This window comes from Bacillus massilinigeriensis (assembly GCF_900111815.1).
Lineage (GTDB): Bacteria > Bacillota > Bacilli > Bacillales > Cytobacillaceae > Mesobacillus_C > Mesobacillus_C mediterraneensis.
Genome location: NZ_LT630004.1, coordinates 2845561 through 2858549, shown reverse-complemented (window position 1 = coordinate 2858549; position 12989 = coordinate 2845561). Strand labels below are relative to the sequence as shown.

Annotated in this window: 11 protein-coding genes and 2 pseudogenes; 8 read left to right on the top strand and 5 right to left on the bottom strand. The window is 36.5% G+C overall.

Annotation, left to right across the window (positions count from 1 at the left end):
• Positions 1-325: 325 nt before the first annotated feature.
• The 4 genes and pseudogenes from BQ5796_RS14820 to BQ5796_RS14810 all read left to right on the top strand — a co-directional run bounded on the left by BQ5796_RS14820 (position 326) and on the right by BQ5796_RS14810 (position 5734).
• On the top strand, positions 326-1492 hold the full coding sequence (locus tag BQ5796_RS14820) for a nucleotide sugar dehydrogenase (RefSeq protein WP_071460917.1): 1167 nt from the start codon (positions 326-328) through the stop codon (positions 1490-1492).
• A 1442-nt stretch (positions 1493-2934) separates the two neighbouring features.
• A pseudogene (locus BQ5796_RS17725) lies at positions 2935-3320 on the top strand (UDP binding domain-containing protein); the annotation flags it as partial.
• Positions 3286-4323, top strand: coding sequence for an SDR family NAD(P)-dependent oxidoreductase (locus BQ5796_RS14815; RefSeq protein ID WP_071460916.1), 1038 nt, complete (start codon positions 3286-3288; stop codon positions 4321-4323). The pseudogene BQ5796_RS17725 and the gene BQ5796_RS14815, both read left to right, overlap by 35 nt.
• A 166-nt stretch (positions 4324-4489) precedes the next feature.
• Positions 4490-5734: an O-antigen ligase family protein gene (locus BQ5796_RS14810; RefSeq protein WP_071460915.1), complete on the top strand. Its 1245-nt coding sequence runs from the start codon at positions 4490-4492 to the stop codon at positions 5732-5734.
• Between the two features lie 77 nt (positions 5735-5811).
• Here BQ5796_RS14810 and BQ5796_RS14805 read toward each other — a convergent pair whose 3' ends face one another.
• Positions 5812-6054 (bottom strand): hypothetical protein, encoded by a 243-nt coding sequence (locus BQ5796_RS14805; protein ID WP_071460914.1) that lies wholly within the window; start codon positions 6052-6054, stop codon positions 5812-5814.
• Positions 6055-6440: 386 nt separating this feature from the next.
• On the opposite strand from BQ5796_RS14805, the pseudogene istA reads away from it, so the two are divergent.
• Positions 6441-7382, top strand: a pseudogene (istA, locus tag BQ5796_RS14800) (IS21 family transposase); the annotation flags it as partial.
• 537 nt (positions 7383-7919) lie between these two features.
• Here istA and BQ5796_RS14795 read toward each other — a convergent pair.
• Together BQ5796_RS14795 and BQ5796_RS14785 are read right to left on the bottom strand one after the other, a co-directional pair.
• On the bottom strand, positions 7920-8183 hold the full coding sequence (locus tag BQ5796_RS14795) for an ATP-binding protein (protein ID WP_282956868.1): 264 nt from the start codon (positions 8181-8183) through the stop codon (positions 7920-7922).
• 500 nt (positions 8184-8683) lie between these two features.
• A complete protein-coding gene (locus BQ5796_RS14785; RefSeq protein ID WP_071460912.1) occupies positions 8684-9142 on the bottom strand; it encodes a hypothetical protein in 459 nt (152 codons plus the stop codon).
• A 173-nt stretch (positions 9143-9315) separates the two neighbouring features.
• Here BQ5796_RS14785 and BQ5796_RS14780 point away from each other — a divergent pair, with 173 nt between their 5' ends.
• From BQ5796_RS14780 to BQ5796_RS14765, 3 genes are all read left to right on the top strand, one after another.
• A complete protein-coding gene (locus tag BQ5796_RS14780; RefSeq protein ID WP_071460911.1) occupies positions 9316-9558 on the top strand; it encodes a hypothetical protein in 243 nt (80 codons plus the stop codon).
• Between the two features lie 476 nt (positions 9559-10034).
• Positions 10035-10226 (top strand): helix-turn-helix transcriptional regulator, encoded by a 192-nt coding sequence (locus BQ5796_RS14770; RefSeq protein ID WP_071460909.1) that lies wholly within the window; start codon positions 10035-10037, stop codon positions 10224-10226.
• 115 nt (positions 10227-10341) lie between these two features.
• On the top strand, positions 10342-10575 hold the full coding sequence (locus tag BQ5796_RS14765) for a hypothetical protein (RefSeq protein WP_071460908.1): 234 nt from the start codon (positions 10342-10344) through the stop codon (positions 10573-10575).
• Here the strand turns inward: BQ5796_RS14765 and BQ5796_RS14760 are convergent.
• The gene (locus BQ5796_RS14760; RefSeq protein WP_071460907.1) at positions 10572-11255 is read right to left on the bottom strand and encodes an ABC transporter ATP-binding protein; all 684 of its coding nucleotides are present in this window, start codon (positions 11253-11255) and stop codon (positions 10572-10574) included. The genes BQ5796_RS14765 and BQ5796_RS14760 overlap by 4 nt on opposite strands.
• A gap of 12 nt (positions 11256-11267) precedes the next feature.
• Positions 11268-12983, bottom strand: coding sequence for a hypothetical protein (locus tag BQ5796_RS14755; RefSeq protein ID WP_071460906.1), 1716 nt, complete (start codon positions 12981-12983; stop codon positions 11268-11270).
• Between the last annotated feature and the right edge of the window lie 6 nt (positions 12984-12989).

Sequence of the window (12989 nt, the reverse complement as noted above, 5' to 3'; positions counted from 1 at the left end):
ATTCCCATTACTAAGGAATAGCTTTTCCTTCAATCTTCCGAAGCAAAATCTTCGTTGGTTTCCACAACGCAGATTTTAGAGATTTGGATGGGTTACTTGCTGACTAATCTATTATAAAAGACTTTATTTGCACAAAATAACTTCATTGTACATTTTTAATAGTAAAACTAACTTAATGCAACACTAGTGTTTTTTTAAAAAATCTAAGTAAAATGAATTTAGAAATATAGGAAATAGTAAAGTTTTAGCTTTATATGGTGGTAAACTATTTATATGTTAGTAAATATAAACTATGTAGCAAAACTGTAAAAGGGGTTTCTTTATTATGAAAATAACAATTGCTGGAATAGGCTATGTTGGGTTATCCAATGCAATACTACTAGCCCAAAATAATGATGTCATTGCCCTAGATATTATTCAAGAAAAAGTAGATATGATTAACAATAAAAAATCTCCGATTATAGATAATGAAATTGAAAAATATTTGGCAACAAAGGAATTAAAATTAACTGGAACAACTGACAATTATAAAGCCTATAAAGATGCAGATTATGTCATTATCTCAACTCCTACGAATTATGACCCGGAGAAGAACTATTTTAATACAAGAACCGTTGAAGCAGTTATTGCTAATGTATTATCTATTAATTCAGAAGCAATAATGGTAATTAAATCAACAGTACCAGTAGGCTATACAGAAAAGGTAAGAGAAAAGTTTGAAACTGAAAATATTATTTTCTCCCCAGAGTTTTTAAGAGAAGGAAAGGCACTTTACGACAACCTTTATCCTTCCAGAATTGTTGTTGGAGAACAGTCCGAAAGAGCTAGGATATTTGCTGATTTACTAGTAGAAGGCGCTTTAAAACAAAATATAGATGTTTTATTTACACATTCTACAGAAGCCGAAGCTATTAAATTATTTGCTAATACCTATCTTGCCATGAGAGTCGCTTTTTTTAACGAACTCGATTCATATGCCGAGGTACGAGGATTAGATACACAGCAAATTATTGAAGGTGTTGGCCTCGACCCAAGAATAGGGAATCATTACAATAATCCTTCCTTTGGTTATGGTGGCTACTGCCTTCCTAAAGATACAAAACAGTTATTAGCCAATTATTCGGATGTTCCTAACAATATAATGACAGCAATTGTTGATGCGAATAGAACGAGAAAAGACCATGTTGCTGAAATGATTATAAATAAAAAACCCAAAATTGTTGGGATCTATAGACTCACCATGAAAATGGACTCAGATAATTTTAGACAATCAGCTATTCAAGGTGTAATGAAGCGTATTAAAGCCAAGGGGATTGATGTTGTTGTTTATGAGCCAGCTTTAGATGAAGAGACATTCTATAATTCTAGAGTAATCAATGATTTTGAAGAGTTTAAGAGTGTTTCAGATGTAATTGTAGCAAATCGCTTGTCTGATGATTTACGTATTGTAAAGGACAAGGTTTATACTAGAGATTTGTTTAGTAGGGATTAGTAGATAACCCGATGGGTCAGTTCTAACTTAATGTGCTTATTTGTTTAGTTTACTTTACTTTTTGCTAGATTTAATGGACAAAAGCTATATTACATTCTTTAAAAAACAATACACCGTAATCAGCAATTAATATACCCGCACGCAATACATCATTGAGACAAGGGACGGTTTCTGTGTCACATTCTGGACTCGAAATAAGCGGTGAGAATATGAACAGATAATGGGGAATTTATGTACCAGGCAAGAGTCTCAAGGCCAAAGGAATTTACCACTTATGCCATCTTTTTACCGCTCTACGCCTATGTTTTTACCAGACGACGCCAAACACTTTACCAATAATGAACTCCTCCATCATTTTAGTAATGTTGAGGAGTTTTGTATTCTATTAAATACTTTTATACTTTTTAGTACCTCTAGTTTTAATCCTATGGGGAAAGGGATTCGGTCTTTATTACTAGCCCAGTAATAATTTCCTCCATCTTTATCAAATCTTTTGGAGTCAGTACCTCCATTCTTTAAACCTCAATTCCTAAGTCATGTCATTCGAGCATAGAGATCTCTCCTTCCTAGTAAGGATTGAGATGAATCATGAATAATACGTCGTTTCTGCGATGGTCCCGTTTCCTTACTTTGTGTGCCTCCCACATCGATCACTTTGCGAACAGTAAATGGTTGAGGCAGTTTTGTATCTGGCTTCAGTAAGGTGTTAGTGCGTATGAGAATACACCAAATGAAGCTTTACGCACTTGGGACAATCAATCAGTTTGGTTTCTAATATGTCCTAGAAACGATTCATATAACGATTAGTCAGCCAACGCAGGGTAGCATTTTCACCTTTTGAGAAGTCAGTAGATGGTGCAAGGCGTACGCGGTGTGCAGAGCGAAAGGGGAAGATAATATGAAACTAGCATCTTTGGATTTCAGCAACCTCCGCTACTGGCAAGTGAAGAAATGACGGAAGGACTCGCTTCAATTGATTAGTTGAACAGTTGGGCAAGAATGTTCAGGAATTAAGGCCATTGAATAAAACAAGAAGTGGCTAGATATGAAACTTGTGGAAGGTAGAGGCAGAGGAAAACTTACAGATGAAAACGCAATACTCAAAAACTTTTCAGCTGCAGGATGACAGTGAAGTGAACTACAGGAAAACGTTGAATACGATTATAACGCTTGAAAAAGAACACGGAAAAAAGCCTTTGAAGAGTTGCTTGGTTCATTGGTTACCAGGGTGTCATGCATGGTAAAGCTCGTGTCAGAAGAGGACAAGTGACCAGAAATAAAAGCTAACAAGAAGTAGACGTCAATAATGAGGAGGGAAAAAGACTGTGGTAAAAATTACAATTCGAACAAAAGAAACCCAGTACGGTTTAGCTGTGCTAATGTGCACCAAGCAGTAAGTGTGAATGGTAGTAATCTAGAGTATTTTGAGTATTATTATCCCGAAAACGGACGTTCTTTGTTTAACCTTCAAGTCGGGAACGGATGATTTAAGAGAGACTGCTTCTCTTGAAAATATAAAGTCTATCCTGAAGGCAAGAACGAGAAAGGTACTATCACTTATGTATCGAATGCACAAACAGCGCTGAGAGACGCCAACGTTTGCTTCATCTTTACCGAATGGGGAGAAGTGAAAGCCATCACCCCAGATGCTTATAAACAGCTGATGAGAACACCGCTGGTGTTTGATGGCCGTAATATTTATGATGTTCATGCAAGGGGTGCTGCAGGCGTTTAGTACCATTCGGTGGGAAGAAAAGTATCGAATAATAATGATGCAGAGGAGATAGGAGCAGTTGAACAAAGACTACAACCGGTTAGACAATACTAAAACCTACCTCGTAACAGGTGCAGCAGGGTTTATTGGCTTCTATCTATCTAGGAAACTACTCGAGCAAGGCTGTAAAGTCATTGGAATTGATAATCTTAATGAGTATTACGATGTTAAACTGAAGCATGCCCGGTTAGAGCAACTGAAGCCTTTTGAAAAATTCACTTTTATGGAAGGCGATATTTCAGATAAAGCAGCGATTGACACGCTATTTAAAGAATACAAGCCAAATATCGTGGTCAACCTCGCGGCGCAGGCTGGTGTCCGTTATTCTATTGAAAACCCGGATGCTTATATCCAAAGCAATGTGATAGGCTTCTACAACATCCTTGAGGCATGCAGGAATAATCCTGTGGAACATTTAGTATACGCATCTTCCAGCTCTGTCTATGGAGCAAATAAAAAGGTTCCTTTTGAAGAGACGGATCTTGTTGATACTCCTGTTTCCCTGTATGCTGCTACGAAGAAATCCAACGAGCTGATGGCACATACGTATAGCCATCTTTATAAAATTCCTGCATCAGGATTGCGGTTCTTTACTGTATATGGACCAATGGGGCGTCCTGATATGGCTTACTTTGGTTTTACTGATAAGTATTTCGCTGGTGCCCCAATCAAAATCTTTAATAATGGGGATTTTGCCAACGACCTTTATCGTGACTTTACGTTTATTGATGATATTGTAGAAGGAATCGAGCGGCTGTTAAGCAACCCTCCTGCAGGGGGAAGAGATGCCGCACATAAGGTCTATAATATTGGTAACAGCAATCCGGAAAAACTTATGACCTTTATCACCACATTAGAAAAGTGTCTAAGTAAATCGTTGGATAGGGAAGTTGTATTTGAGAAAGTATTCGAGCCAATCAAGCCAGGAGATGTTCCTGCAACGTATGCGTCCACAGAAAGATTAGAAGAGGCTGTAGGATTTAAGCCAAAGACTGCTATTGAAGATGGATTGCAGCAGTTTACCGATTGGTATTGCAAGTATTATAAAAAACAGTGAAGAAGAATGTAATAATTACGGGGTGAACTGGTACTGCACGTGCTGCTTTGGTGTTTTGTTCAATTAATAAGGTTATTGAGAAAATCACCTATTTAGAAATAACTGCTCTACCAAGATATTTCCTCGTTTTTGTTGTTTGAATATTCTGTGGGGAGGACATTAGGCGATGACAAATACTAAATTAAATTTAAGTAGTATCCGACTTGTCAGTTTTATCTTCTTTTCTATATTGGTATTTAACACTCTTGGCAGATCAGGACCTCAGCATTACAAGGGAGCTGCATCAATGACGATGGAAGCTACCCTTTACATTTCTTTTTTTCTTCTTGCCTATGCAATGATGAAGATGAAGGGATTTGCAGGAAGCTATATGTATATCTATATTGGTTTTATATTGTTAAGTGGCATTTATTTAACCAATCATATTTATTATGGTAACTTCGAAGTAAATCAAAAGCTCTTTTTCCTGTTCTGCATTTTTGCTTTCATCCTGGCAGTGATGAAAATAAGTTGGACTCCCGCTCACTTGAATATATTCGGACATATAGCGAATATTGCTGTAATTTATTTTCTTTTTCATTGGGTTGGCCATGGAAATATTTCTTACATGTATAGCGGAATCTATGATAATCCTAATATTTTTGCTAACATTCTGTTCGCTCTTCTGTATTTTCAAGTAGTTAATGTACAGAATAATCCTATTTTTGTAAAGATGTATTTCTTGATTGGAATATTAGTTAATCTATTGCTAATTTTTGTAGCAACTTCCCGTAATGTTTGGCTTTCTCTTATAGTTATTGTAGGGGCATTCATAGTCTTACATTTTTCCAGAAAGATTTTTTCAAAGATATTCTATTTAGTGTTGAGCGGAAATTTCCTCTTTCTGTTCGTGTATGTCTACTTGTCTAAGACTTCATATGCCCCAGTTATCAATGACTTCTTTCTAAGGCTGACTGACAAGCCGCTCTATTCTGGTAGAGAAAGGTTTTGGGGTGAAGTTTTTGATTTTGGACTGACCTCCCCATTGCTTGGGCATAGAGTTGGGATTCCGTTAGAGGAATATATGCCGCATATTAACATTTACCATGTACATAATCAGTATTTGCAGGTTTTTGTCGAAAGCGGCTTTCTAGGCCTCTTTGCTTTTATTTTGTTATTGTATTTTATTTGGAAATCGTATCAAGTAAACTTGGATTGCCATTATGTCCAGTGGTCTGCCTGTTTCTTTTTAGGGTTGCTGGTGTATCAGAACTTCGAGATATCCATGTTTTCGAATATGCTCGCTATTGGTTTGATTCAATGGCTCGGTATTTCCGTAGGTATCAGTAAGGCTCTCCACCATGCTCCAGCTGCTGAAGGTGTCGTGCGGCCATTAGCAGGAAAGTCAGGCACATTAAGTTCAAAAATATAGTACCAATGAATTAGGAGGAAGATAAAGCCTATTAGGCGGCGGATATGATAGGCTTTATCTTCGCCTCCCCATGAATTTCAGCAATCCCAATCCGTATAATAATCCTGCATTTGCAGTCCCATTTCCGCTTTGAAAAGTGCTCCAAACTTGGTCTGGTCCTTCCCGTAAGCGATTAGGTCTTTGTATGGCGGGAACTCCTGGCAAATTGTTGCGACGACTTTGTAATGGTTTTTGTATTGAAAGATCTCTGCTTCGATTTCGTCTCCGTTTTGATTGATCCAGCGGGTTACTTCCCTTGCGATATATTTGCTCGTGTCCATTGCCATCTCTCCTAGATATGTATTTTGGCGTCAATATGGACTGTAATCTGTCTCTCCATCTGCTTTCTCCTTTCTTGGATGTATAGTAAAAAAGTAACATTTTTTCATGATGAAAGCGGTACGCAATTATGTACCATTTATCGCTTTTTTATGAAATATTTGTGAAAACGATTTTGCGGTCGCAATAAGGCTTACACCGCTTCCCGGTCCTCTTCTGCTTCCCGCAACCCCATCTGTGTTTATGGCATCATAAAAATGTAGGTTATGGCATTTAATTTGTGCAGGCCCCGAGGGGACTGCACAAATTAAAAAAAGCCACTTGTCAACATTCCAAAATACACATACACTTCCTGTTGGGTACAAAACGTGCAGGAGGTATTAAGGAGATGTTGGCTGTGGCCGAGATTAAGTATATCAGACATGAAGTTAACAATAAAGGTTGCGGATATGCAAATGTAGCTAAAAGAATGGGGAAAGATCCAAGGACAATTAAGAAGTATGCGAACTTGGAAGATTTCAACGAAAAGCCTAAAAAGAAACAGACAAGAACAGCACCTGTATTAGATCCAGTGAAAGCCATACTAGATGAATGGATTAGGGAGGATCTGAAAAAGAAAAAGAAGTTTCGTAGAACAGCCAAGAGAATGTGGGAACTATTGAAAGATCATCATGGATTTAAAGGATCCGACCGAACGGTCAGGGATTATGTTTCCACAAGAAAAAAAGACTTCCTTAACGAGACGGATGAGGCTGCTCTTCCACTCAAATCCATTCCAGGAACCGCCCAAGTGGATTTTGGTGAAGCTCCATTTATCTATGGAGGAGAAGAAATTGTATTACCGTTCCTAGTAATGTCCTTCCCTTCCAGTAACGGCTTTTATTTTCAGGCTTTCCCATCCCAAAATAAGGAGTGTTTCCTTGAGGGGATGAAAAGAGTATTTCACCATATGGGTGGAGTACCCAAGGCTATTAGGTTTGATAACCTTACTCCTGCCGTTAAGAAAGTTTTGCCAAATGGTGAAAGGCAACTAACGGACGAGTTCCAGAACTTCGTCCTTCACTACGGTTTCGAGTGTGAATTCTGCAATCCTAATAGTGGAAATGAAAAGGGCCATGTGGAAGCAATGGTCAAGTATATCAGAAATAATTTCCTCCTCCCAGGACTTCATGTCATCAACCTGGACGAGCTAAATAAGGAATTATGGGCTATGGCAGAGAAAGACCGTGATAGGAAGCATTACCAGAAGGAGAAGATGATTTCAGAACTCTTTGAAGAGGATAAGTCCGCCTTCCTCACATTACCGTCTAAAGAGTACGAGTGTGTCAGGNTAAAATTAGAAAACGGTTGGCAGGTGGCTACATTTTTAACTGCCGTTTCATACATTTTTTGCTTGCCAAATACACCATCTGTATTTTCATTTGGTACAGTTCCTCAAAGTACATTTCCTGATATTTTTTGTTTAAAATCCCTGTGTAGTAGGCAATTGGATTGCGCACTTCTTTTCGGGTTTTGATTTTTCTTATTAGCTGCTTGAACGATTCGATGGAGGTTTCCACAATTAGCTCGTGCTCCTTCTCACGGCAGTTACGATAGGCGATGGTGGTGCTCATTCTCCAGAATTCTCTCATGATCTTAGGCTCGGGATAAAAGCTTTTTACCAGTCTTGCAAACTCTTCTGGTATGCTGTTGTTTTTGGCCTGCGAATCTTCTCGGGGCTTCTGGTCCGTAGGTGGTTCCATTTCTTGCGCGTGTGTATCATTCGCATACGTTTTTTTACGTTCTTTTTCTTCACGTTTTTTTATATTTGTAAATGTCAACACAAAAGTTGACCATGTCGCTCATGCAAAAGTTGACCACCCTCTTGTTATTTCGAATAGGTTTCTTTAAGACGATAACTTTCTCCGTTCATGGGAATAATGTGGGCCTTATGGGTCACTCGATCCAACAAGGCGGCGGTCATCTGTTCATCATGAAAAACTTCTACCCACCGGCTAAACTCCCGATTGCTTGTGATAATCATACTTCCTCTTTCATAACGAGAAGAAAAAAATTGAAACAATAATTCAGCTGCTCGTTGATGATAGGGGATATAGCCAAGTTCATCGATAATCGTGACATCTGCGGCCAACCATTGTTTCTCCAGTTGGAGGAGCCTTTTTTCGTCTTGGGCTTCCNATGTATTGGCGTACGAAACGGTGGACAGTGGATTCTCCACCTTTAAAACCGTATTCTTTCTCCAAGCGTCTGAAGATTTGAGCAGCTGTATGACGCTGTTTTACTGGGGCTGTTTCGTCATCCATTAACCATTGGATAATGGTTGATTTAACGGGATCGATGACCGGATTGGCAGCTGGCTTTGAGCGTTGATAGGTTGGAATTTCATTCTGTTGTAATGCCTTGCGAATGGTTTGCCTTGATAGTTTGAGATCTTTTGATAATTGCCGAATAGATCGACCTTCTTTAAAGTGCAATTTTCTGATAAGCTCTATATTAGCCATCTTTAACATCCTTTTTTCCTCCCAAATCATGAAGTTCTCGACAAACTCTATGATAAGGGATTTGGTGTTAAGGGTGGTCAACTTTTTGATTAGCGAATTGTACTTTAGTGGTCAACTTTTATTTTAGCGTTTACATTATATTTAAGGTTTTAGATGTTTTTGTTTTTAAAGGATTTAAAGATTTATTAAGGTGGTTCAATTTTTTTCGATAGGTGGTTTGAGGATCGGCAATACGGGAGAATACATACAGGTTGCTGTTCTGGGTGCCGCGTTTGTTCTCCGTTTCATAGACCGTTAAGATGCCCAGTGACTTTGCCTTAAGGATCATTCGCTTGAACGTTGCGCGGGAAATGCCGCAGCCAAGATGCTCATCCGCAATCTTTTGCAGGATTGTCGTGATTCGAAGATTACACACACCGGGAAGTTCAGAGGAGAAGGTGATCAGCTGCTTGAGTCCGACAATCTCGCCCTTCGTGAATTCGTCCTTGCAATCTTTTAACCATTGCTCCGCATGCTTGTTGAACTCCTCTACGCTTTCAAACTGCGAATAGCCTGCAAATTTTTTAATGTTGCCCGATTTAATTGTCATTTTTCTGCACCATCCTTTCACCCTCTATATATGGGTTTAAGGAAAAAAAGGACAGGGTGGGCAGGAGAATATTGTGACGGAATAGTGAATGCGTTTTTTGGTTGGAAGGCTAGTTCCATTGACTAGCCAAAAAAGACAAATAGCAATACTCCATGGATCAATTGGGTGTTCAAATGAGAAAATTGGTTTTCTATTTGAGGGGAGAGTGGAGGATACTCCTTCCGCTCCAAGTCAGAAAAGTGGGGCCGCATCTAGCCGCCATGACTCTAGCAATTTTCACTATAGTAAATGCAAAACTCCTCCACACTGCAAAAAGTAATGGAGGAGTTTTTATTGGTAAAGAGCTTGGCGATAGGTGGTATAAACCTTGGCTTTGTCAATCAAAGCAGTTGCTTTTAAAATTTGATATTAATTAAAAACATCCACTCCGATTATTCTTAAAATCGCAATAATGATTAACGCGGAAATAATAAATGAAATTCCATAACCTAATGATTTTTTCATAGTATCCTCCTTTTTGTAAAAAATGTTTTACATATTCCTGCATACATGCTAACATAAATATACAGAATAGTCATTAAGATTAAGGAGTTTTTATGTATCTGATAACTTTGTGTATCATATGTATTTTATTAGTTTTGGTAGTTCCCTCTTTAATAGGAGAAAAAAACAGTGAGCTGAGCAAGGGAGATGAAAGGCAGAAGACTATTTTTAAAGAAGCCTCCAATGGCAGTTGGTATGTCATAGTCTTATATTTGTTAGTGAATGTTGTTTCTGGATTTTTTACGGAGGAAAAATTCAATTTACACAACGGATACTTGGATACGTTTATTGTCGGTTTGTTTGGATATATCGTATTTTATTTCTTGAATACGAAAAGGGCTTCCTGACAATGAAAAACAATATCCTGGGATTGAGAAAGCAGTTGGGATACTCACAAGAAGAACTGGCAAAATTGTGTAACGTATCAAGACAAACAATTAATGCCATTGAAAATTGCAAATATGATCCATCTTTAGAATTAGCATTTAAATTATCGAAGGTTCTTGATGTTACAGTGGATCATTTATTTATTTATAAATAAATTAAAGGAGAATAGCTTAATTTAAATAAAAATAAAGTATTTTACCAAGATACAAATTGATATTTAATATTTAAGCTATTCTCCTTTGGTGTATTTTAGAAAGGATAGGATTAGATTGGAAAATAAATCTTTTAACGTATACTTTAAATCTAAATTAAGAGAAAAAGTAGTTACTCCAGAGTTTTGGTTAACTCATCTTATTTCTTATGCTGGTATTTTATTGTTATTAAATTATATTGGCGCCGAAACTTCATTTCTCATCCTTTATGCGGTAGGTTATGCTGTTCTGACTCCCTTATTAGGAATGCTCAGTCTATACCGCTCTTACAATAAAAATGTCAAAGCTTAATCGATGATGTTTCTCATCCACTGATGGAAGTCCTTGTAGTGTGAAAAACGATCCATATTTACATCATCACTTATTTTTCCATCTTTTAAAACAATTACTCGCTCAGCCAATTCATATACTGTTTCAGGAATATGACTAGTAAATATAATGGATCCGTTAAAATTAAGCAATATATCTGTAAATAAAGAGATAGAAGCAACATCTAATGCATTAAATGGTTCATCCAATACAATTAAATCTGGTTCTGTCAATAAGCTTGCAGCTAGAGCAAGCTTTTTTTTCATGCCACTAGATAAGTCTTCAACACTTTTATTTAAGAAGGATTCAATTTGTGTTATCTTACTGATTTCAATCAAGCTGCTCTTGAAATTCCTAACTCCATAAAGACTGGCAACAAGTTTTAAATTATCGAAAACAGAGAGCTTTTCATAAAAAAAACTCTCTATCGGAACATAGCTTATTTTCTTTCTATTCATTGGGTTTTCAAATAAATCTTCTTCTAAAAATAAAACTTCACCGCTATCAGGCTTCGTTAATCCGACAATTAGTTTAAGTAACGTTGTTTTTCCTGCACCATTTTTTCCAATAATTGCAGTTCTTTTGTTAGCTACAGCGGTATCAATGCCCTTTAAAATTTCATTGCCTTCAAGAATCTTTTTACAATCATTCATTTTTAACATAATAAACTCCTCTTATAAGTCCATCCTATTAACTTTAATCGTAATCTTCTGTTTAAAATATTTTATTGTTTGGTAAATAATAAGTGTCGCAATGAAGATGACAGACGTACATATGATATAAACCAAGTTTGCCTCAATATCCAACAGCAATAATCCGATTGGCGGAAGGAAAACGATAAACATTAAGAATTGAACTAATTTAGATTCAACTGTATCTCCCCATGCTTCTCTTTCTGTATACTCCTCAATCTCAGTATAATGTTGAAAGTCTAAATGAGGTGACATGTAAGAGGGGAGCATTTTAAGCTCAGGTATACAAACAATGTTTAAAATACAAATGGAAGAAACATATAATAATTCAACAAAATTCATATCTAAAATGAAGAAGAATACGATAAACATCAGCATAAACTCTGGAACTCCAAATATTCTTTGTAACTTCACTTTAGCATCATACAGTTTTTCTAAAGTAACGCCAGATAACCGGTACAACAAAACAGATTTTCCATCTGCATCAAAATTAAATATTCCCGGAAATAAAGTGTTTCCTGATTCAAATGAATCTCGGGAAACAGAGTTGAAGAGAAATGTAAGGCCAATTAATCTAAACATTGGATTACCATTGAACTCTATTAAAGCAGCGAAACCTAAAGCCATACCAATAAACATATAATTAGTGTAATGAAAAAAGAAGAAACTGATATTTTGTGATAATTGCTCCCTATTTCGAAAAAGATTTTTTATTTGTATTTCTTCTACTGTGCTTCTAATGAATTTGGAAAAAGCTATTTCAAGAATATCAAGCCAATCTCTTTGTGTTCTTAATTTGTGTTTCCAGGAAGTCCTGTACCAAAATCCAGCTTTCGTAATGCACCAGCCCAATAAAATAACAAGGATGCTAACCCATATGGCCATACTCATATAACTAAATGGATGGTTTGTTAAGATCCTTGAAAAAATGACATCAGGCGTGGAGAATTGTTCTTTATATATTAATAATTCCTTAAAGTATTTTACAGCGACTGTTATCAGGCCTTTCCATTCGCCTAATGACAGCAAATTGGGCTTGTTGATCATCCAATATATTACTGATTTAGAAATCCAATAACTAACAGCGAGAATTAATGAACCCCAGAAAAGATTAATAATAAATGTACTGAACCTAAATCCTTTCGTAATTCTGTTAATGGAGATGTACGCGCCAATGATCGTTAAAATAAAAGAACAAATATTGGCGAATAATAAATACAATATAAAAATTCCCCAGCTTAACAAAGTCCCGCCTTTATTTATAACGAAAAACGTTAAAATAATATAAATATAGTTTGGAAGTATATTTATCGTATAATTGCTGATCCATGTAAAAAAGTATATTTGTCTATTTGATAATGGTGATAATGAAAGCAAGGTTTCTTCCACTGGGGAAATGACATATTTAATCAAAGTGAAACCAGAAATAATAGCATTTATGAAGATAAAAAAGAAAAATAAGTGCAGTATTTCGTACGAACTAAAATAAACCTTCAATTTGGAATATCCAAAAAATACAATCACAAAATAAAGTCCATATTGAAATAAATTCCAAATCAAAAAGATTGATGAGACACCATTACCAACCTTTTTGATTCGGAATAGTTTACTTACTGCTTTTTCGAAAAACTGGAGTTTTCTAGAAAGGAAATACGCCGTTTTCAGTTTTAAAATAGCCAATAAAGATTGTGTAAACAAAAATAC